This window comes from Pantoea sp. BR_17 (assembly GCF_041955125.1).
Classification (GTDB): Bacteria; Pseudomonadota; Gammaproteobacteria; order Enterobacterales; family Enterobacteriaceae; genus Pantoea; species Pantoea stewartii.
This window is the reverse complement of record NZ_JAVAXT010000017.1, coordinates 1-20,618: the sequence shown is the minus strand read 5'-3', so window position 1 is coordinate 20,618 and position 20,618 is coordinate 1. Positions and strand designations below refer to the sequence as shown.

The following is a 20,618-nucleotide window of genomic DNA, read 5'->3' as shown; positions in this document are numbered from 1 at the left end:
TCAACCTCCCTGCATCGGCGACAGCACTTCCAGACGGCAGTTGGCCTCAAGCAACTGTGAAGCATAGCGCTCTCTGGGAACAAAGGTTCCATCGAGGGCACTGGCCACACAGCCAGCGTCAATGCCCTGCTCTTCTAACAACTCCGCAAGCGTCCCGGCTTTCGTCTCGATAGCACGACCATTTAGTTCGATTCGCATAGTAGTCTCTCTGTTGCAAGTTGATGCATGAGCTTTTCGGCCATAACCGGTGCCAGCAAAAAGCCATGGCGATACATGCCGTTAATGGAAAAGACACCGTTTTCATAACGCACGTCGGGCAGGTTGTCGTGATAAGCAGGACGTAACCCCGTCCCGCTTTCGATAATGCGCGCTTCGGCAAGCGCAGGATGAATGCTGTAAGCAGCGCTCAGCAGCTCCATCATGGCGCGCGCGCTGATGGGGCTGGTATCCTGACTCTCAACCATGGTGGCCCCGAGCATAAAGTGCCCCTGCGCCCGGGGAACCAGATAGCAAGGAAAACGGGGATGCAGCAGGCGTAAAGGCCGGGAAAACGTGATCTCATCCGTTTGCAGGATTAGCATTTCGCCCCGCACCGCACGCAAGGCTGGCTGTGCCTCACGCGCATGAATACCGCGGCAATCAATAATGCGTCCGCTGGGCTTGCCAGCGTGAATAATGACGCCCGCGCTGACCAGACGTGCACGTAACTGTTGCATTGCCTGACGCGGATCGAGATGCGCTTCAGCCGGGAAAAATAATCCCCGGGCGAAGCGGTTTTCCAGCGCGGGTTCGATGTCACCTGGCGCAACCCACTGATGCGCTGTGGTCATGCTGGCAAACCGGGTAAGTTCAGCGCTGTCACGCGGTGGCGCGAGCACGAGTGTGCCCTGCTGTTCAACGCCACTTATGCGGGCCGCCCACCACGCTGCAGCGTGCTGTCCCCATTCAACGACCTGCTGAGGCGCACTTTCTGCCTCACACCAGGGTGCCAGCATGCCGCCAGCCCAGTAGGACGCCGCCTGACAATTCGGTTGTGTAATGACTTCAACCTTCTCGCCGTGTTCGGCCAGTAACGTCGCGATACAGAGTCCGGATACACCGCTGCCCAGCACTGACCAGCGGCTCATTGTCCGCCATCCTGATGGGGTAAAAACGGAATAAGGATAGTCACATTGGCCTCTCTGTTAGCTCTCAGAGACCCGCGATACAAGAAGGGAAAAAGCACAAGCCTGACAGAAACAGGCTCTGCGGCAAGCATCTACGCGATGCGCAGATGCCCGTCTTCCTACGCCAGTATCAACTGGGTCAGGTTCTAAGGGTCGCTAAGCCGCGCATGGCGCTATTAGCCTCTCAGTCTCTCTGGCGAGACTCCCCTGACGGGTTCTAGTTGTATTTTAAGCGACGCTGTTCGTCAAGGCTGACACGCAATTTATCGCCGGGTCCGGCAAGATAAATTGCGCATTCAGGGTACACCCATGTAGCGCAACAACGCCGTCATGCAGGCCGCGCCCAGAATAATGAAAATCAGCGGAGCTCTACGCCAGGCAAGGAACAGGGCAAACCCGACGCCCATCACTCTGGCCATCCCTGCAAAATGCTGGCCTTCAAACAGCGTGGTGGTTGCCGCAACCGCAAGCAGCAGTACAGTGGCAGCATCGGATAACATGTTTTGGGTTCGTTCACTGACGGGCAGACGATTGCCGAGTTTAACACCCGCGAAACGGATGGCGTAGGTGCCAGCAGCCAGCAACGCAATACCTGCAATAATCATGGCGTGATTCATTTGCGCGATCTCCATGTAAAGAGGCCCAGCAAGGAAAACAATACGGGCATACCGGCAGGTACGAAAGGCGTGACCACCAGCGACAAAAACGCACCAGTCATAGCAGGAATGCGGGTGCGCGCTTTGCGTAAGGCAGGAAAGATTAGCGCAATAAGGATCGCGGGAAAGACCGCATCCAGGCCGATAGTAGACACATTCGGAATAAACTGCCCTATCGCCGCGCCAGCCATTACGGTCACAGGCCAGATTACGCCAATACTGATGCCGCATATCCAGAATGCCTGGCGACGTTGCGCCAGCGTAGGCTGGGAAATGCCAAACACGACACTTTCATCATTCATGATGTGGCATCCTAGCAGACCCCGTCTGCCCTGACCGACCAAATCCTTGACAGTGATACCAAAAGGAAGATGACGCGCATTGACCAACAGCCCCGCCGCTGCCGCCGTGAGAGGACTGCCACCGCCCGCCACGATACCGATAAACAGGAATTCAGACGCCCCCGCCAGCACCAGCGTCGATAACGCCAGCGGCACCCAAAACGGAAAACCCTCTGCAAGAGCGAGCGAACCATATGACAGGCCTACAATGCCATCGGCAAGACAGACAAGGAAAATGGCTTTTATCACGCCCTTGTCCAGAGTCTCTTTTTTATCCAGCACCACGATTAGCTCCCATAACGAACGATATACCCATTATAATGAACGGACCGCAGCAGTATTACAAGATGAACGATACGTTCGCCATAACGAACAGGATGCAGGATGAGTACACCCATTGATATTATCGCCAGCAGTTTAGTCAGAGAGCGCCAGCGGGCAGGACTGACTCTCGCAGAAGTCGCGCGTCGGGCTGGCATAGCAAAGTCGACCCTTTCTCAACTTGAGGCGGGGAACGGTAATCCTGGCATTGAGACGTTGTGGTCACTTTGCGTTGCCCTGAATATTCCGTTTGCCCGCCTGATGGAGCCGGAAGCGAACCGCCTGCAGGTTATTCGTCGCGGTGAAGGCCCTGCCGTTGCCGCCGAGCAGGCGGATTATAAAGCCGTCCTGCTGGCAACCTGTCCGCCCGGCGCGCGACGGGATATCTATCTGCTGCACATCCAGCCCGGCAGCGAGCGCCGCTCGCAACCGCATTCGCCGAATACCATTGAGCATCTCATCTTGACTCAGGGACGCGCGCTGGTCGGGCCCACAGACTCGCCCGTCGAACTGGCACCGGGCGACTACATCAGCTATCCCGGCGACACTGAACATATTTTTCGAGCGCTGGAGCCGGATACGCTGGCCGTGCTGGTCATGGAGCACATCTGAGGGTGCTCTGCCTCAGTCATCAGGCAGGCTAATCGCATCAAGGGAAATGACCCGATGTGCACTCCTTTCAAGTAGCGTGAGATCATGACTGACCAGCAGAATGGCGCAGCGTTGCTGCATGGCCAGGTCAGTCAGTAAGGCCAGCGTCTGTTGCTGAACCACAGGATCGAGACGCGACGTGGGTTCATCGGCAAACAGGAACACGGGATTCAGCAACATCGCCCGAAGCAGCGAAAACCGCTGAAGCTCACCGCCTGACAATCCTGAAGCCGGACGGTGTAACAACGCCTGTCCGAGCCCCAATTGCCGCATCCGCTCATCACGTCGCCTCACCGGGATTGTGTGGCGCTGCAGCAGATCGTCGATGATCTGGGCCATAGTGATATCCGGTGGAAAAACCGCAGAAGGATCCTGGTATAGTTTTTGATAACGCAACGGATGAAACCTACCCGGTCGGGTTATCGTTCCCTTATCGGGCTTAATCAAGCCCGACAGCGTATCTCCCAGGCTGCTTTTGCCACTGCCGCTCTCACCATAAAGCCCAACGATTTCACCGGCGCGAAAGCATAAATTTACATTGCGGAACAACGTTTTCCCGGCGCGTTTCAGAGTAAGCCCTTCGGCCCGTAATACGAGGGTGTCATCACAGGGCAACAACGTGGCCGGTGGCCAGGCATGGGGTTCAGCGGCCAGCAACTGTTTCGTATAAGCCTTCTGCGGCGCATTCAGGACTTGCGTGGCATCCCCCTGCTCAATCACCTTTCCCTTATGCATCACGACAATGTCACCGCCTAACTGTCTGGCCAGCGCGATATCATGGGTGATGGTCAGCAAGGCTTCGCCGCGGGCTACAGCCAGGTTGAGCATGTCACCAATTTCGTCCCGTCGCGCCACATCCAGTCCTTTCGTCGGTTCATCCGCGATAAGCAGAGTGGCACCACCCGCCCGCGCAGCGGCAAAGCACACCCGTTGGGCCATTCCACCGGAAAGCTGCCAGGGGAAACGCTCTGCCGCGTGGGCCAGCCCCAGCGAGTCCAGCGCCAAACCTGCCGCCTGCTGCGCGCCCTGACGCGTGAACCCCCGTATGTACCGATAACCCTCTTCTGTCTGGCCTTTCACACGCATCGTCGGATCAAGCGCCAGCAAGGGCTCCTGAGGTAAAGCGGTAATACGGTGTCCCCACAGCGCACGGAGTGCTGTCAGATCGGTTTGCAGATTATATTGCTGCCCGTCAATGACTACCGTTCCTTCAGCGCGCAGTCCGTCGGGTAAGGCGCCGAAAATCGCCTGCGCAAACAAACTTTTTCCCGATCCTGTCTCACCAATGAAGGTGACGGGCCTGCCGGAATGGATGATCAGACTTATAGGCTCAACAATGCAGGTATCCGCGAAGACGGCGACCTGTTTGATTACGATGCTTGCCATTTGCGCTCCTTGTTGACCAACAAATTCAGCCCCACCAGCAGGATAAACAGCACAACCACAGGCTGTAGTAATAGCCAGGGCGCTTCCCAGGCATAGGGGAACAGCTCCGTCATCATCAGGCCCAGCTCAGGTGTGGGTGGACGAACGCCAACACTGATAAATCCCAGCGCCGATACGGCCATAATGGCATTGCTGAATGCATAGACGGTCAATGTCAGTAATAACGGAGACAGGGCCGGCCAAAGATGTCGGCGAAACAGATAAACAATGGAGAAGCCAAGCAGTGAAGATGACTGAACGGCTGGCGACATGACCACAGGCCGCAGCGTGGCGCGCGTCACACGGAAAAACTCCACCCACAGTACCAGTGAAAGTCCCAGCCATAACATGAGTGGTGCGTCAGGTGCGATTGCGGCGAGCAGCAGGACTAACAGCAGGCCCGGCAGCGCCAGACACATGTCGGCCAGCATACCGAAAAGTCGATCGACCCATCCGCCGTACCAGGCGCTGGCTATTCCCGCCAGCAGCCCCATGAGCATTGCTGTAATCACACACAGGGCCGCCAGCCCCAGCGACAATCGCAGCGCCGCACTCAGGCGCGCCAGCATCGAGCGCCCTAAATGGTCATAACCCAGCCACGCGTTACCCGAGGGCGGCGTTAACATCTGCAACAAATCCTGCTGCAGGGGATCGTTCTGATTCAACAACGGCATCAGCCACGCAAAGGCCAGCAAGGTTAAAATTATCACCAACCCCGTTTTTTGGCGGTACGTCATACGCGTTTACCTCGGGGATCCAGGACATAACACACAGCATCGACAAGCATATTTAAGGTGACAAAGGTCAATCCCAGTACCACCGCACTGGCCTGAATCACCGGAACATCCCGGGCAAAAATCGCATGTACCAGCGCGTGTCCGACACCTGGCCAGGCAAAAAGAGTTTCGATCACCACCACACCTTCCACTAACCAGACGAATTGCATGCCGATCCAGGTGACGACAGGGACACTGAGATTGCGCAAACCATGTCGCCAGAACAGGTGCGGCGCGGAAAGGCCCTTTTGCGCTCCCCAGCGATACCAGCCTGCTTTCACAGCCTGACAGGTTGCCTCGCGGACAACACGCGCCCCTACCGCGCTCAGCGTTAATGCCAGCGTCAGCGCCGGGAGGATGAAATGTTGCCCTTCCCCATGCCCCGCACTGGGTAGCCAGTTCAGGCGCAGCGAAAACAACATAATCAGAAGTAAACCCAGGGCAAAATGTGGAATCGATTTAAACGTGGGTGCCAGCACGTTAATGAGCCGATCAACAACACTGCCCGGCCGACATCCTGCCCAGACCCCCGCGGGAATAACGAGAATCAACATCATCAGCAGTGCTACCCCGGCCAGAGCAAGGGTTTGTGTTAACTGCCAGCCCAGCTCACTGCTGACCGGTTCCCCTGAGACGAGAGATCGCCCGAAATCGAAGCGCAGCAGATCCCACATCCAGTGCCATAGTGCATTTCCCTGAGCGGAAAAGTCCGTCAGCTGTTGCTGCACGCGGATAACCGCCGCCAGGTCGACCCGGTCATAACCATATCGTCCCGACGCAATGCGCCAGGCCATATCGCCCGGTAACGCCTGTACTAAAACGAACGTTAAAATACCGACGGCAAAAATCACAAAGGCAGCCTGACCCAGGCGCCAGACGAGTTGTTTAAACATTATTCCGCCCATTTCATCTCACGCAGGCCAAAATGGCGTTCAAAGGGATCCAGTTTTACGGCGGCAAGCTTCGCGTTTACTGCTGCTGACTGCTGGTACCAGGCAACCGGAATAACCGGTAAATCACGCTGTAATGCGGCGGTGATGACCGCTCTTGCCTGCTGTCGTTGATCGGGATCGTTGCTACGTGAAAGCGTGCTGAGCGCCTTATCAAAAGTGTTGTCGTGCCAGTTCATTGCGCCCCAGTCACCTCCCTGCGAACCGTAATCCTGAAGTAGCGTGCCGCCAGGATCCGGCGTCAGGGCGAAATTACGGGCATAGAGCGCCATTTGCAGGCTGCCATCATGATGACGCGCGGGTATCTCACTGGAATTGGTTGAATTGATGATGACCTCGATCCCGACCTCTCGCAGTTGTTGCTGAATGACCATGGCGATTAAGGGCAGCTCGGGGCGATCGGGATATGTCAGCAGCGTGAGGGTAAAGCGCTGGCCAGCGCGGGTTAACATGCCGTCCCGGCCGGATATCCATCCGGACTGTGCCAGTAAGGCGGCGGCACGCTGAGGAGCATAATCCAGAGGCTGTAAAGATGCGTTGTGCCATCCGGCCATAGAGGGCGGGAACATCTGTGTTGCCGCACCGGGATAGCGTAATATGGCCGCAGCCAGCGCATTCCGATTGATCGCCAGGCTGAGCGCTTCGCGCGTGGTTTGCTCCTTCAGGAACGGATGAGCGACGTTCAGCTTCAGCATCACCGTACGGGGTACGGAAACGGTAAGCACCTGTAGTGAACTTTTGTGTGACAAGCGCTGACGGCTGGCGGCGTCCAGATTAAAGACGTAATCCGCATCACCACTTTCTGCAAGTAATGCGCGCGTTTCAGCCCGACCTGCGGACAAATAACGGGCACGTTCAATGCTGGGTTTCTCTCCCCAGTATCCTTCAAACCGTTTTACACTCAGTGACTGAGGGGGCTGGAAACTGACGAGCTGGAAAGGGCCACTGCCGATGACGCGTGAAATGGTATTGGTATCGTCCCAGGAATTCAGCGCGAGGATTTGCGAACGGCTTTCAGCCAGCACCGCCAGCAGCGGCGTGAAAGGCTCGCTCAGCGTGACCGTCACCCGCCGATCTTCTCCGCTGACCGACGTAATGGGTGCTTTGTCGAGTAAACCCGGCTTGCTGCGGGCGGTATTCAGCGATTTTACGACGCTCTCAGCAGTAACAGGTGATCCATCATGAAAATGGGCGTTGCTCCGCAGCGTAAAATGCCATTGCAGCCCATCGGGCGAAATGTCCCAGCTTTCGGCTAACGCGGGTACCGCCTTACCTTTCTCATCCGTTTCCACCAGCGTTTCCACCACATCCATACGAAGCAGAATGTCGCCTGAAAGGGCGGGATCGGGACCTTTAATCTCGAAAGGCGCGGCGATGCGAACGGTCGGATTGCGATCGGCGTAAGCACTTAATGACGCAAAAAGCAGGCCAGTAAGCGTACCGAAAAACCAGTATTTGAATTGTGTCATGATATGTCTGTTTACCACATAATGTTTCCCAGAAATAATTATGTTATAACATAACAATTAAAATATGAACCCGTTTAACGCTCAGCTAGTCGCATCAGCCTGCTCGCTTTCAGTCTTAACAGCAAAGAAATGGAAACCCTGAATCCAACAAAGCATATTGAAAATGGCCGCTAATTTGTTATGTTATAACATAATGTATTCGCCATTTAAGGATCACTTCATGTCAGGCCACTCTCTTTCATCGCCCACAGACAAACGTTTGCCCGTTTGCGTGCTGTCCGGCTTTCTCGGGGCAGGCAAAACCACCCTTCTCAACCATATCCTCAATAACCGTGAAGGCAGGCGCATCGCCGTGATTGTCAATGACATGTCGGAAGTCAACATCGATGCGGCTTTAGTACGTAATGGCGGTGCGGCATTGTCTCGTACGGATGAAAAGCTGGTGGAAATGAGTAACGGCTGCATCTGCTGCACGCTACGTGAGGATCTTTTGCTGGAGGTGAAACGGCTGGCGTCGAAAGGCCGTTTCGACCATCTGGTCATTGAATCAACCGGCATTTCTGAACCGCTGCCCGTTGCCGAGACGTTTACCTTTGCCGATGAAGAAGGTGAAAGCCTGTCGACGGTGGCAAGGCTGGATACCATGATCACTGTTGTGGATGGTTATAACTTTCTTCGTGACTACCGTTCCCTGGACTCCTTACAGGCGCGTGGCGAATCACTGGGCGAAGAGGATGAGCGCTCGGTTGTGGATTTGCTGATCGATCAGATTGAATTTTGCGATGTTTTGATCGTGAACAAAACCGATCTTATCAGCCATGAGGATCAACGCACGCTCAAAGCGATGCTGCACAGGTTGAATCCACGGGCGCGCATTATCACCAGCCATTTTGGTAATGTTCCGCTCGATCAGGTACTGGATACCGGCCTGTTTGACTTTGACCAGGCCGCTCAGGCACCAGGCTGGCTAAAAGAACTTCGCGGCGAGCATCAGCCAGAAACAGAAGAGTACGGTATTCGTAGCTTTGTCTATCGCGCAAGGCGTCCGTTTCATCCTGAACGATTCTGGCATGCGGTTAATCATCAGCTTGAGGGGGTGATCCGTTCGAAAGGTTATTTCTGGCTGGCCAGCCGTCCTGAATATGCAGCGTCGTGGTCTCAGGCGGGTGCGATAGCCCGGCATGGCTATGCAGGCAGCTGGTGGGCCAGTATCCCGCGTGATAAATGGCCACAGGACAGTGAATCCCTCGCGTTTATTGCCGACAACTGGATAGACGGGACGGGCGATGCACGACAGGAACTGGTTTTTATCGGCATCGATATGGATGAAACGGCAGTGCGTGCTGCGCTTGATCACGCATTGTTAACCCCTCAGGAAATGGCGGCGGGGCCGGGATACTGGGTGACGCTTTCCGATCCCCTGCCCGGCTGGTTCGATGACGCAGAATCGTAACGGATCTTTTTCTGCAAAGGATCCTGTTTTGTGTCAGGCAGAAATCAATGTTGTTATCCGATGGGAAAAGACAGTAAGCCGGCGCACTGCTGCGCCGGTAGACTCAGGGGATAATAAAATAGTGGTTAGCGCCGGTTTTTCCAGACTGTCTGAATATTACAGAACTCATGGACGCCAAAGTGCGATAACTCACGACCATAGCCACTCTTCTTCACGCCACCGATAGTCACGCGTGGATCGGATGCACCATTGCCATTGATAAATACAGCACCCACTTCGAGGTTTGCCGTCATCTGCTCAGCACGATCGGTGTTGTTCGTCCATACCGTTGCACTAAGTCCGAATTCGCTGTTATTAGCGATTTCCAGCGCATGATCCGCATCACGGGCGACTGCGATAGCGGCGACAGGCCCAAAAAGCTCTTGCCTGAAGGCTGTCATGTCACTTGTTACATCAGACAGGATCGTCGGTGCATAATAATTGCCCTGCCCTGCTATTTTTTCGCCACCTAACACCAGACGTGCACCTTCACGCAGACTCGCTTTGACCTGGTCATCCAGTTCATCGCGGAGATCGTAACGGGCCATTGGGCCAATGTACGTTTGTTCATCCAGCGGATCGCCGATTTTAAGCGCCTTAACGGCTTCAACAAAACGCATTTCAAACGCTTCCGCAATCGGCGCTTCAACGATAAAGCGTTTCGCTGCCATACAAACCTGCCCGGTGTTCTGGAAACGGCCTGTGACTGCGGATTTAACGGCTTCATCAAGATCAGCATCGGCCAGCACGATGAAAGGATCTGAACCACCTAACTCCAGCACGGTTTTTTTCAGCGCCGCACCCGCCTGGGCAGCTATAGCGGCACCCGCCCGGACGCTGCCTGTTACTGCAACCGCTGCGATGCGATCATCCCGGATTGCGGTTGAAACGCCTTCGTTATCAACGTTTATCAGGTTAAAACCGCCTTCAGGCAGATCTGTAGCATCGAACAGCTCTGCCATCAGCATTGCGCTTCCCATGACATTAGGGGCGTGTTTCAGCAGATAAGTGTTACCCGCCAGCAGCATCCCTACAGCACCGCGCAGAACCTGCCAGAAGGGGAAATTCCAGGGCATTACCGCCAGAATAGTCCCGATTGGCCGGAATGACTGCCACGCATCGGGAATCTGTGAGGGTTGGTCTTGCAGCATGGCAGGGCCAAATTCAGCGTACCAGTCACACAAACTGGCACATTTCAGGATCTCTGCTCTTGCCTGTGCAACAGGTTTACCCATTTCCAGGGTTATCATTCGCGTCAGTTCTGGCTCACGCTGGCGAAGTTGTTCGCTCAGTTGACGAAGTACGTTGACACGCATGTCCATGCTGCTTTGCCGCCACGCTTTACTGGCCTTGGCACTTGAGTCTAACGTCTGCTCCAGTTCAGAAGCGGTTTGCATTGGATATTTTGCAAGAATTTCACCCGTTGTGGGATTACGGGAAATGGCAAAGTCAGTCATGATCGTGATCCTTATTAATGACGAAATTCTGTCACCATACGCCGTCGTAATGCTGATGAAAAATGAATAATAGTGATGAACTTGTTTCTGAAAAATGAAGGTACAAGTGAGTGCGTTTGTCCGGGACGGGTGGCAGTTACCTTATCTTTTTTAAAAAAAACGCTATTCAGAGAAACATCACTATGATCTGTTATCGCTGAGTTATCCACTTATACAGTGAATAGTTCCTATATAACGATCATAGAGAGATCCATAATAGATCCAAAGAGATCCCCGATCGCTGCAGGCCGCGCCACACAAGGGCTGAGAGGGGGTTGGTGTTCACTGTAATCAGCAAACTATTCACTGTAATCAGTACTTTATTCACTACACACTGTAGAAAGTTCACTATAATCAGTGCTAATGTTCACTGTAATCAGAAAACGATCCTTTTCATCCACAGAATGAAGATCTTATCCCATGGCAGATAAAGATAGTGAAAACAAAGCGTTACTAGAGCCTTTTCTGTCTGTGACTAAAAACAGCGGTGAAGTTATTCAGCTTCATCCCAATAAGAATAACACTGTTCAGCCTGTTGCCTTGATGCGACTGGGACTGTTTGTACCAACGCTTAAATCCACCGCGCGCGGGATTTCAGGCGCGATGGCGTCCACGGATGCGACGAAAGAACTTAAAAACCTCTCGCTGGTGAAAGCGGAAGGGTATGAAAAGATTACCATCACCGGTGCCAGGCTGGATATGGATAATGATTTCAAGACATGGGCAGGCATCATCCAGTCTTTTTCGCGTTATCCTACTCAGGGCGATACGGTCACGCTGCCCTTTATCGATTTCGTTAAAATGTGTGGAATACCTTCAGCAAACTCTTCTGCTGCCTTACGTAAGCGGCTTGATGCATCCCTACGGCGAATTGCGACCAATACGCTGTCCTTTGAAGGAAACGGTAAGGCCTATCACACGCACCTTGTTCAGTCTGCCTACTATGATCGTGAAAAAGATATTGTTCGCATACAAGCTGATCCCAAGCTTTTTGAGCTCTATAACTTCGATCACAAGGTTTTACTTCAGCTACGCGCCATCTCCCGTCTGAAACGTAAAGAATCGGCTCAGGCGCTCTATACGTTCCTTGAGAGCCTTCCCACCAACCCTGCGCCTATATCACTGGCACGCCTGCGTATGCGCCTGAATTTAGGATCTAAAATTACGACGCAGAACCACGTTGTGCGACGCGCAATGGAGCAGCTTAAAGAGATTGGCTATCTCGACTATTCTGAAGTCAAACGCGGACGCTCTATGTTTTTCATTATCCACAGCAGGACGCCTAAACTGGATGGTATCGGCAATCTTGAAGGTATTGATACCCTTGAAGACATTGAATTTGAAGAATAGCGCGCATTTACTGTAATCAGTAAGTTTTGCGTTGCAGTGTCACTTTTAACTAAAAAGTGACACTGCACGCCAGTTCATATACTTCTTTCACTCCTTACCTACAATCATTCACTGTAATCAGCGGCATTCACTATAGTCAGTAACGCCGCTGAAGTTATGCTGTTGGAACGTCTGCCATCTGATTTTATTTTAATAATATTTCAATGACTTATAAGTAAGCGTGCGCTTACTATTATTTTATTAATTTTCTGCTTATCCTTTTTTGCCTCGCCTTGCTGATTACAGTGAATACTGGCTGCGTTTATTCGCGCCCTGCCTTTCACTGATTACAGTGAACGTTTGTGGAGAATGATATAACTGATTATAGTGAATATTGTTATTAATTAATTGATTTTATTTGTATTTTTTTTGGGTTAGACAACGCAGGGTTGAACACGTTGGCATTAATGAACAATCACACTAAAAAAGTGACAGGGTTAGTGGAACGCTGATTACAGTGAATGTTATGACGGGTTAAGCCGACAAAATGCATTTACTGATTCCAGTGAATCTGTCCTCTGTTCGTCACGAGGTTCCTGCTGATTACAGTGAACGTTACGAAGTTAGATCCAGATTACTGACGGTGGCAGCTACGTTTACTGATTACAGTGAACGCTATCGACGTGTCATGGATGGACCACAATGTCAGGCAGCGGCTGATTCAGATCAGGGCGTTTACTGATTACAGTGAATGTTATTGGAAAGCGTATCATTCTTATAGCCTTTCCAGCCTGATGCCATGAGCATTTTCTCCTTCTGAAGGCTGCAAGTGTTACTGATTACAGTGAATATTCAGGGGACCGGGCTGATGAAGCCTCTTCCGGACTTCTCTACCCGACAACAAAGACTGCCACGCTGGTATGGGTTTTCTGCTACTGATTACAGTGAATGTTTACGTCATTCCCCTTCCCTGTTTATTTTTCGCTAAAGGCTCGTCACGGTCTGTATCGCTACGTCTTTATCGCCAGGCCCGGCCTTGAAGCTGGCCCGGCATCGCTTACTGATTACAGTGAATGTTTTAGTCGATGCCTTTCCACATCTGTTGCGACAGAAGCAAGTCGTGTGGCAAATAGCGGCATCTCTGTGGTCAGGCTTTTCATCTGCAGGCAACTGGAAGGGATACTGATTATAGTGAACATTGCGGATGTATATGTTCGCTCTGTCAGATTTTTAGAGAGTTAGCATTGAGACACAGCTTGCTTCAGTGAACACAGGATGGGTCCAGAACGCCCCCGCTGAGTCTGAGTAACAGATATTGATGCTGAATCACCTGCTGTGCTGTTTTAGCTGTCTGTCATCCTGATTCTGGCCACACGATCGGTGCTCATCCTCTACTGAATACAGTGAATCTTTTACTGATTACAGTGAACGAATGCAGGTTAAAAGGCACCTGCTGGTCAGATGCCAGTTAAATACATCTGCCAGCAGTGACGCCACAAGCGCGGTAGCTGCTGACCCTCTGCTACGCAGTTTTGCGCTCATGTGATCGGCGGGCTTTACTGATTACAGTGAATGTTCGCTTCTCGTTGTACGTACTGACGTTCTACTTTTATTTTAGAAACCGAGCGAAGATAGCCTCACGGTATCTTTGTCCAGTTGTATGGGCAAGACGGATTAAGTTCATCCTCCTGTATAGTCCACTCCTGAACGCATCGCAGATGCTTATTACAGTAAATTATGTGTATAGCGTCACATAAATCATAAGTTCAGCATTAAACACAGGATAGCGTTTATAAGATAAATTCTTGCCCGATGTGCAGGATTTAGGTATAAAGTCGTAAATCCTACATATCTGGAGTAAGTATGGCTAACGATGACAGTCAGGTCATGAAAGTTGCTCAGCGTTCTGAACGGATGCTATTGAGCCTTACTGAACAAATTCAGGCGCAAAAGCTTGAGTTACAGGAAAACAGTTATTACCAGATTTATGCGAAGGCTGCGCTGGCTAAACTGCCAAAATTAACCCGCGCCAGTGTGGATTATGCTGTCAATGAGATGGAAGAAAGTGGCTACCAGTTTGATAAGCGCGCTGCGGGAAGTTCGGTCAAATACGCCATGTCCATACAGAATATCATTGATATTTATCACCATCGCGGCGTACCGAAATACCGTGATCGCCATCCTGAAGCCTTTACTTTGTTTGTCGGAAATTTAAAAGGCGGCGTATCTAAAACCGTTTCGACAGTTTCTCTCGCGCATGCGCTTCGCGCTCACCCTCACCTGCTCTATGAAGACCTGCGCATTCTGGTTATCGATCTTGACCCACAATCCTCAGCAACCATGTTTTTAAATCATGAACGCTCAGTCGGTTTAGTTGAGGCTACGGCCGCGCAGGCCATGCTACAGAACGTAAGTCGTGACGAGCTGGTGAATGAGTTTATCGTATCGTCCATCATACCAGGCGTGGATGTGCTGCCCGCCTCCATCGATGATGCGTTTATTGCATCTAGCTGGGATGAGCTCTGTGCCACGCATCTTCCTGGACAGAATGTTCATTCAGTGCTTTATGACAATGTTGTCTCAAAACTCAAAAAAGATTACGACTTTATCTTCATCGACAGTGGTCCCCATCTGGATGCCTTTTTAAAGAACGCGATTGCTGCTTCTGATCTTCTGATGACGCCGGTGCCGCCTGCACAGGTGGATTTTCATTCCACTCTCAAATATCTGACGCGTTTACCTGAGTTGATTGGCATCATTGAAGAATCGGGGGCAGAGTGTCGCCTTCAGGGAAATATCGGCTTTATGTCGAAACTATCGAATAAAGCTGACCATAAGCTGTGTCACAGTCTTGCTAAAGAAATTTTTGGCGGCGATATGTTAGATGCAACGCTTCCGCGACTGGATGGTTTTGAACGCTGTGGAGAGTCATTTGACACCGTTATATCTGCCAATCCATCCACCTATGTGGGCAGCAGCGAAGCGTTAAAAAATGCGCGTTCTGCCGCTGAAGATTTTGCAAAAGCGGTTTTTGACCGCATCGAATTTATTCGCCTGAACTGAGGTTTTTATGAGTGCAAAAAGAATAACGATTGGTCGAACCTTCAGCCAGACGCCGTTAACTACCGAAAAATCCTCTGAACTCCCCTCACAAACCTTTGTGCTTTCGACGGGGAAACGCGCCGTATTCAGGTTTAATCATATACCTGCCAGCGAAGTGGCTGCTAAAACCTTCGTAAATATGGAAACCAATGGTCGCGACCAGTCTGGTCTCACACCCGATTCATTACGCGACATTATTCGTACCATCAAACTCCAGCAGTTTTTTCCTGCCATTGGCATCATGCATGACGAACGTATCGAGATACTGGATGGTTCAAGGCGACGGGCCGCAGCGTTGCACTGTAAAACCGGTCTTGATGTGTTGGTTACCGATGCTGCAATCACGCCCGATGAGGCACGCAAGCTTGCACAGGATATACAGACGGCGCGCGAACATAATTTACGTGAAGTCGGCATGCGTTTGCTTGCGCTTAAAGAAGGCGGACTTTCACAAAAGGAAATTGCTGAAAATCAGGGTCTGTCTCAGGCTAAAGTGACCCGTGCATTGCAGGCGGCGAGTGTGCCTGCCGATCTGATTTCGCTTTTCCCCAATCAATCTGAACTGACTTATCCTGATTATAAAGCTCTGCTCCAGGCTTCAGATAAGCTCAGTGAAACAGGGCAATCAGTTGACGCATTGATTAATGCGATTTCTGCTGAAATCGATGTGGTCAGAGCGCGTGAAAATTTAGCTGAAGATGAGCTAAAGAATAATATTCTTCGCTTAATCCGTCAGGGCAGCCAGACGTTGATTAAAGAGCCCGAAAAAGACAAAACCACTGCCATTGCGTTGTGGTCTTTCGCAGATAAAGATCGTTTTGCGCGTAAAAAAACGCGAGGAAGGATGTTCAGTTATGAATTTAATCGCCAGTCTAAAGAGCTGCAGGATGAGCTGGATAAAGTGATATCAGAAACCCTGAAAAAATTCATGACACGATGAGCGTCTAACCCTGACCAGGCAAATAGCCTTTGCCTGGTTTCTTTCCTCCCTTCCTGCCTTGTTTATGCTGCTATTTACACTCGCAATTTCAGGCTGAAATCGCCATCTAATAATCTTCCTTGTCGATATTAATATATTGAAAAATAAGTTCTTTTTTATCTCAGTGCCGTAAAATTTCGCCCGAAATTCTGTTTCGGGTCTTGGCTGTGCTGGTCGAAATTGTGCACGATCTGTAAGACTGTAATGAAAGCCTGACGCTTATAAATCAGGTCTCAAACCCATCTTATGGGTGATATTTGTTCAACCGCTTCCGCATTTATCAGCTCTACAAGCTTTCTCTCGACTGTTCGTACTAAAAGGAAAGTTTGAAGGAATGATGGAATGCTTTAATGTTACACCATGACGGCGATGAATTTGCGATTTTCTCTTATATCTACTTGTATTATATAGCTTTTGTTTTGGCGATTTCACCCTGAAATTTTTCTAAATCTGCCAGCAATGTAAACCTCATTGATATGAGCTGACACCATATCCTGACTAAACTTATTTGCCGCGAGAAAATCTAATAAACAATAAAATTATCAATAATGACGATATACAAAAAATATCCCTTAGTTATCCACAGAAAAAGTGGATAACTAAGGCTGTGATGGATAAATCACTCTGAATGATGATGTACTAACGGGAAAGTGTTTGGTAATGAGTAAGCCAAAGTTGTCAATGCATGGCACCATCAAGACTTTGCCCGCATCTCTCTCACACACTGATTAACGCCCTCATCCCTTCTTCCTTTAAAAGTGAAGCCTGTAGTCGACCGCACACTGTAGGACTGGCGCCAGTGAGTGAGGAAAGGTGAGACAAATGATATCACCCCTTTTTCTGTAAGGCGCTGTGACTTATGATGCAAATTCGGGGTGTATCAATAAAAACCGCTCAAGTCTGCGGGTTGCGTCAGTATCATTGCTGTTGAATCGGCCGCAAAACGTTTCAGGCACCTGAATACAGGTGACACATTCATTGGCTTGAATCTCACTTTTTGAAAACGAAGAAAGGCTCATTACATCTGCTCCGACTAATCATGTTCAAAAGGACAAAGCGATGAGAGCTCAGGTTTTAATATTGAATTCACTGTAATCAGTATTCTGGTGCCATGAGCATGTTGCTCAGGCTTTAACGCTTGCCGATGCTTCACACTACAGATTACAGTGAATTACTTGCCACGCATTGATACCGCTGTTAGTCAGGAATATGTCGTTTACTGATGGCGCGATGCGCAGCCTGGGATGAGTATGGCACTGACATGAGATCTCTCGCTTAGCCTGAAGGGGCTGTGTGTAAAAATGCAGTTGATTACTGATTACAGTGGACGCCTGCTACATGTTCACTGTAATCAGTGAGCAAAATGAGTTTGGCGATTTCAGGCTGAAATTTGGTCATCAACCTTTCCGGGCGGACGCTAAAAGCTAAGCTGTGAATGCGGTTACGCGCCTGAGTCAATATTTTACAACTCATCACGCTGAAACTGACTCGCATCGTTATTGAAGAAATTCAGAATTAATATAATCTGGAACGTTGCAAAGCCAAGTCGGGTAAAGGTTAAACTACGTTAATCACGGCACTTTAGAATGCGCGTTCAGCTAAGATGACCGTGACATTTTAGCGGCCTGCCGCATATTGTAAGCCTGCGGTACCCGTATTGCTGTCCGTGAATCATGTTCAGCGCGCATTGTCTTTTAGGCCAGCTCAATGACCTTATTATCAAGCGGTTTAAAGCTGACACTTGCCTCGATCTTAACATCGCCGCCGCATCGCTGTTATCCGTCCTTTTTATCTGTTCCTAAAATAAGCGTGCCAATAACGCAGTCATCTGCTCACGCGAACTGATTACAGTGAATACTCAAACATTCACTGTAATCAGTGCTTCTCTTTGGCGATTTCAGGCTGAAATTCACATGTCATGGGTTTCTGAATGAATCCCTTTTACGCAGGCCCACGCGTAATTCAAATTAACTAATCAGGTTCCTTTTGGCAGGCTCAGCCAGTTTTTCTGAATGAGTAATCCTTATGCAGATAAACCGCAATCCTGGTTATGACAGGTATGCGACAGGCTGAAAGTGAGCTGCGAAACGTCAACCACTCGGTTTGTTATTTATATAGCAACGACAATGTGGCATATCTGTATGGCATGTCAAAAAGCTTTCATCGGTATGAATACAAGCGCGATCGCTGCAATATTAATAGCCAGCCAGCATCTTTCGCATTGAGCATGCCTGAAAACCAGATATCCAAGGGGGGAAGTATAAAAGCCGGCGCCATAAGAGGAATATCACGCCAACGTGCAGAGCAAACGTGTAACGCACTTATCTGAAGTGATGGGATGTCAGAAAAGGATGGGAGATGGAAATACATTAAGAACATGCTGTGCGAAAAGCATGTTCTTACCAGTTGGTGACATTAAACGTATGAAACGGGCAAGGCGAACTGTTCTTAAAGTGCAATGACCGCCTCAATTTCAATCAACAATTCAGGTGCAAAGAGGGCGCTGACCTGAACCAGTGAGCTGGCCGGAAGATCACTCCCATAGCGTTTGAACAGCACCTTTCGAAGCGAATCGATATCAACAAACGAGGTAATAAAAATGGTCACCTTGATCAAATTTTGTAACGACGTTTGCTCAGCGTGGGTAATAACTTCAAGCTGATCAAATATCGCCTCCGCCTGAGCAGCTATGTCATGCTGGCCTGCTGAGGTGCCGTGTGCCGTGAGGCCTGAAACATACAGTGTTCCATTATGGCTGACGGCGTGAACATATGGCGCTGTTATCTGACCCAGCGCAGCGTAATTTTTACGTTGCAGCATGATTAAGTGTCCTTTTGCGTAATCATTTATTGGTCGTGATCAACTGTCGGCACTGACTGTCGTGGCTGGCGGCCTGTCGCTGCTGCTCTGGCGTCAGATTTTTCCACTTAGCGATAACGCGTTTGGCCAGTCCGGGAATAAAATGAATTTTTTGCAATGCATAGTCAGAATTACTGCCTTCAATGACAGTGCGCATTGCTTTGTATAACTGTTGTTCATTTTGCTGGGGCACCGCGCAAAGCACTGAAACATAATAAGCCTCGTGTTCAGCATCATAATGTGGGATGAGCCACCAGGCCAGACAAACAAATATAATAACCACAGGAATAATAAATTTACGGTGACTTCTTTTCATGACTTGACCTTGAAAATCTTACATATGGCTTGTGAAGGATTAATTCAGGGGGCGTATCCTGCCATAAATTGGCAGCAGTGTTAAATACATCAGAAAAAGGGATGCAAAGAAAATTTTTGCTGATGCGTAAAAAAATCTGAAAAGTCTTTTGAATTTTTTACATGTAACCACGATTCCCATAAAGCACATAAATATCAATACAATTAACAGTTTACCCATGCAGATTTGTCTGTATTTAGCGCTGCGTTTTTTAAACTCTACTATGATAAAAATGTATAAAAGTAAAATCATCAATGGTGTAAAAACAGTAGGGGAATCGGGTGCTGATAAAAAAGAAGAAGTTGCGTTCACATACAGAAGACCGTTATCTTGCTCTGGCATTAGCCACAACCGCCGGGATACTGAATGCGATGGCGCTTGGCGCATTTGGTTTTTTCCCATCACATATGAGCGGAAACACCTCTCAAATTTCTACTGAAGTTTTTACGTCAGATTTTGACAGTTTGACATTCCTTGCCGGGTTAATCGCGGCGTTTGTTATTGGATGTACAGCGGCAAGATTTTTTATCATAGCTGGAGAAAGGCGAAAAATCAGAACGGTTTTTTGTCTGATCATTCTGGCTGAAGGGATAGCGCTCACGCTTGCTTCGGTTTTCGAAAAACTTTTCTATTCTCCCAGCTATAATGATGAGGTCTTATTGATACTGGCATTCCTGATGGGAGTGCATAATGCGACGTCAACCCAACTCTCGAACGGCCGTGTCAGATCAACCCATATCACAGGGACGCTTACAGATGCCGGTATTGCACTCGGAACGTACGTGTCATCTTTTGTTTCTCGTGCCGAGCCCTGCGACAGACGTTTTGCTCAAAAGCAGTTACACACACACCTGACTACCGTTTTTTCATTTTTGTCGGGCTGTATTGTCGGGTTAATTATTTTTAAAGCTTATGCATTCAATGCGATGATTGCATTAGGTATTTTTCTGATCATCCTTGCAACAAGTGCAATCCTCATCGCCTTAAATAATGCAAGGAAGTTTTAACATCTCATTTCATTGGGCAGCGATTAAGCTGCCCTGTCTTTGATATCACCCGAAAGCTAACCCTCAGCACTAACGTAGGCCTCATTAAATTTTCTTCTTATTCTGCCGTGTCATGAAATATAAATTTACTTAATGTCGTATTTTGTCAACTTATTCGGGGAAGGAAATTTTGCCAAGTATATTAATTCAAAAAGATATAACCCTGAAGGAAATCAAGATCATAACGCAATACTACCGCTTCGCT

The 20,618-nt window shown here is 49.8% G+C and carries 17 protein-coding genes and 1 riboswitch; of the genes, 6 read left to right on the top strand and 11 right to left on the bottom strand.

Going from position 1 to position 20,618, the window contains the following annotated elements; genetic code table 11:
• The 4 genes from thiS to RAC60_RS20750 form a co-directional block, all read right to left on the bottom strand.
• Nucleotides 1-198 (bottom strand): sulfur carrier protein ThiS, encoded by a 198-nt coding sequence (gene thiS / locus RAC60_RS20765; RefSeq protein ID WP_006122036.1) that lies wholly within the window; start codon nucleotides 196-198, stop codon nucleotides 1-3.
• Nucleotides 183-1,127 carry an FAD-dependent oxidoreductase gene (locus tag RAC60_RS20760; RefSeq protein ID WP_058708866.1) on the bottom strand — a complete coding sequence of 315 codons (945 nt, stop codon included), beginning with the start codon at nucleotides 1,125-1,127 and terminating at the stop codon, nucleotides 183-185. The genes thiS and RAC60_RS20760 overlap by 16 nt, the downstream gene beginning before the upstream one ends.
• Before the next feature lie 138 nt (nucleotides 1,128-1,265).
• Nucleotides 1,266-1,385: riboswitch (TPP riboswitch) on the bottom strand.
• A gap of 77 nt (nucleotides 1,386-1,462) precedes the next feature.
• Nucleotides 1,463-1,783 (bottom strand): AzlD domain-containing protein, encoded by a 321-nt coding sequence (locus RAC60_RS20755; protein WP_058702491.1) that lies wholly within the window; start codon nucleotides 1,781-1,783, stop codon nucleotides 1,463-1,465.
• The gene (locus RAC60_RS20750; protein ID WP_193750325.1) at nucleotides 1,780-2,451 is read right to left on the bottom strand and encodes an AzlC family ABC transporter permease; all 672 of its coding nucleotides are present in this window, start codon (nucleotides 2,449-2,451) and stop codon (nucleotides 1,780-1,782) included. Before RAC60_RS20750 ends, RAC60_RS20755 begins: the two co-directional genes overlap by 4 nt.
• A gap of 96 nt (nucleotides 2,452-2,547) precedes the next feature.
• Between RAC60_RS20750 and RAC60_RS20745 the strand changes: the two genes are divergently transcribed.
• On the top strand, nucleotides 2,548-3,096 hold the full coding sequence (locus RAC60_RS20745; RefSeq protein WP_006122031.1) for a helix-turn-helix domain-containing protein: 549 nt from the start codon (nucleotides 2,548-2,550) through the stop codon (nucleotides 3,094-3,096).
• Between the two features lie 12 nt (nucleotides 3,097-3,108).
• On the opposite strand, the gene RAC60_RS20740 is transcribed toward RAC60_RS20745, so the two are convergent.
• From RAC60_RS20740 to RAC60_RS20725, 4 genes are read right to left on the bottom strand one after another with little or no spacing between them, the layout of a single operon-like run.
• The gene (locus tag RAC60_RS20740) at nucleotides 3,109-4,521 is read right to left on the bottom strand and encodes an ABC transporter ATP-binding protein (RefSeq protein ID WP_058708867.1); all 1,413 of its coding nucleotides are present in this window, start codon (nucleotides 4,519-4,521) and stop codon (nucleotides 3,109-3,111) included.
• On the bottom strand, nucleotides 4,506-5,297 hold the full coding sequence (locus tag RAC60_RS20735) for an ABC transporter permease (RefSeq protein ID WP_058702494.1): 792 nt from the start codon (nucleotides 5,295-5,297) through the stop codon (nucleotides 4,506-4,508). The genes RAC60_RS20740 and RAC60_RS20735 overlap by 16 nt, the downstream gene beginning before the upstream one ends.
• Entirely contained in the window at nucleotides 5,294-6,229 is a 936-nt protein-coding gene (locus RAC60_RS20730) for an ABC transporter permease (protein WP_058708868.1), read from the bottom strand. The genes RAC60_RS20735 and RAC60_RS20730 overlap by 4 nt, the downstream gene beginning before the upstream one ends.
• A complete protein-coding gene (locus RAC60_RS20725) occupies nucleotides 6,229-7,755 on the bottom strand; it encodes an ABC transporter substrate-binding protein (protein ID WP_375094244.1) in 1,527 nt (508 codons plus the stop codon). Before RAC60_RS20725 ends, RAC60_RS20730 begins: the two co-directional genes overlap by 1 nt.
• Nucleotides 7,756-7,975: 220 nt before the next feature.
• On the opposite strand from RAC60_RS20725, the gene zigA reads away from it, so the two are divergent.
• On the top strand, nucleotides 7,976-9,208 hold the full coding sequence (gene zigA, locus RAC60_RS20720) for a zinc metallochaperone GTPase ZigA (RefSeq protein WP_058702497.1): 1,233 nt from the start codon (nucleotides 7,976-7,978) through the stop codon (nucleotides 9,206-9,208).
• 125 nt (nucleotides 9,209-9,333) lie between these two features.
• On the opposite strand, the gene RAC60_RS20715 is transcribed toward zigA, so the two are convergent.
• Nucleotides 9,334-10,704 carry an aldehyde dehydrogenase family protein gene (locus RAC60_RS20715; protein WP_058708870.1) on the bottom strand — a complete coding sequence of 457 codons (1,371 nt, stop codon included), beginning with the start codon at nucleotides 10,702-10,704 and terminating at the stop codon, nucleotides 9,334-9,336.
• A gap of 459 nt (nucleotides 10,705-11,163) precedes the next feature.
• Here RAC60_RS20715 and RAC60_RS20710 point away from each other — a divergent pair, with 459 nt between their 5' ends.
• From RAC60_RS20710 to RAC60_RS20700, 3 genes are all read left to right on the top strand, one after another.
• Complete coding sequence (locus RAC60_RS20710) at nucleotides 11,164-12,093, top strand: RepB family plasmid replication initiator protein (protein WP_375094243.1); 930 nt, start codon at nucleotides 11,164-11,166, stop codon at nucleotides 12,091-12,093.
• Between the two features lie 1,842 nt (nucleotides 12,094-13,935).
• The gene (locus RAC60_RS20705; protein ID WP_039339560.1) at nucleotides 13,936-15,135 is read left to right on the top strand and encodes an AAA family ATPase; all 1,200 of its coding nucleotides are present in this window, start codon (nucleotides 13,936-13,938) and stop codon (nucleotides 15,133-15,135) included.
• A 7-nt stretch (nucleotides 15,136-15,142) separates the two neighbouring features.
• Nucleotides 15,143-16,114 (top strand): ParB family protein, encoded by a 972-nt coding sequence (locus RAC60_RS20700; RefSeq protein WP_058702499.1) that lies wholly within the window; start codon nucleotides 15,143-15,145, stop codon nucleotides 16,112-16,114.
• Nucleotides 16,115-18,601: 2,487 nt separating this feature from the next.
• Here the strand turns inward: RAC60_RS20700 and RAC60_RS20695 are convergent.
• A complete protein-coding gene (locus RAC60_RS20695) occupies nucleotides 18,602-18,973 on the bottom strand; it encodes a RidA family protein (protein ID WP_054634059.1) in 372 nt (123 codons plus the stop codon).
• A gap of 22 nt (nucleotides 18,974-18,995) precedes the next feature.
• Nucleotides 18,996-19,328: a hypothetical protein gene (locus RAC60_RS20690; RefSeq protein ID WP_058702500.1), complete on the bottom strand. Its 333-nt coding sequence runs from the start codon at nucleotides 19,326-19,328 to the stop codon at nucleotides 18,996-18,998.
• A 320-nt stretch (nucleotides 19,329-19,648) separates the two neighbouring features.
• Between RAC60_RS20690 and RAC60_RS20685 the strand changes: the two genes are divergently transcribed.
• On the top strand, nucleotides 19,649-20,374 hold the full coding sequence (locus RAC60_RS20685) for a YoaK family protein (RefSeq protein WP_058702502.1): 726 nt from the start codon (nucleotides 19,649-19,651) through the stop codon (nucleotides 20,372-20,374).
• The last annotated feature ends 244 nt before the right edge of the window (nucleotides 20,375-20,618 follow it).

Coding starts and splice junctions, on each gene's coding strand:
- RAC60_RS20735 (WP_058702494.1), bottom strand. CDS start 5,297: ATGACGTACCGCCAAAAAACGGGGTTGGTGATAATTTTAACCTTGCTG.
- RAC60_RS20715 (WP_058708870.1), bottom strand. CDS start 10,704: ATGACTGACTTTGCCATTTCCCGTAATCCCACAACGGGTGAAATTCTT.
- RAC60_RS20725 (WP_375094244.1), bottom strand. CDS start 7,755: ATGACACAATTCAAATACTGGTTTTTCGGTACGCTTACTGGCCTGCTT.
- RAC60_RS20745 (WP_006122031.1), top strand. CDS start 2,548: ATGAGTACACCCATTGATATTATCGCCAGCAGTTTAGTCAGAGAGCGC.
- thiS (WP_006122036.1), bottom strand. CDS start 198: ATGCGAATCGAACTAAATGGTCGTGCTATCGAGACGAAAGCCGGGACG.
- RAC60_RS20755 (WP_058702491.1), bottom strand. CDS start 1,783: ATGAATCACGCCATGATTATTGCAGGTATTGCGTTGCTGGCTGCTGGC.
- RAC60_RS20730 (WP_058708868.1), bottom strand. CDS start 6,229: ATGTTTAAACAACTCGTCTGGCGCCTGGGTCAGGCTGCCTTTGTGATT.
- RAC60_RS20695 (WP_054634059.1), bottom strand. CDS start 18,973: ATGCTGCAACGTAAAAATTACGCTGCGCTGGGTCAGATAACAGCGCCA.
- RAC60_RS20705 (WP_039339560.1), top strand. CDS start 13,936: ATGGCTAACGATGACAGTCAGGTCATGAAAGTTGCTCAGCGTTCTGAA.
- RAC60_RS20700 (WP_058702499.1), top strand. CDS start 15,143: ATGAGTGCAAAAAGAATAACGATTGGTCGAACCTTCAGCCAGACGCCG.
- RAC60_RS20760 (WP_058708866.1), bottom strand. CDS start 1,127: ATGAGCCGCTGGTCAGTGCTGGGCAGCGGTGTATCCGGACTCTGTATC.
- RAC60_RS20690 (WP_058702500.1), bottom strand. CDS start 19,328: ATGAAAAGAAGTCACCGTAAATTTATTATTCCTGTGGTTATTATATTT.
- RAC60_RS20740 (WP_058708867.1), bottom strand. CDS start 4,521: ATGGCAAGCATCGTAATCAAACAGGTCGCCGTCTTCGCGGATACCTGC.
- zigA (WP_058702497.1), top strand. CDS start 7,976: ATGTCAGGCCACTCTCTTTCATCGCCCACAGACAAACGTTTGCCCGTT.
- RAC60_RS20710 (WP_375094243.1), top strand. CDS start 11,164: ATGGCAGATAAAGATAGTGAAAACAAAGCGTTACTAGAGCCTTTTCTG.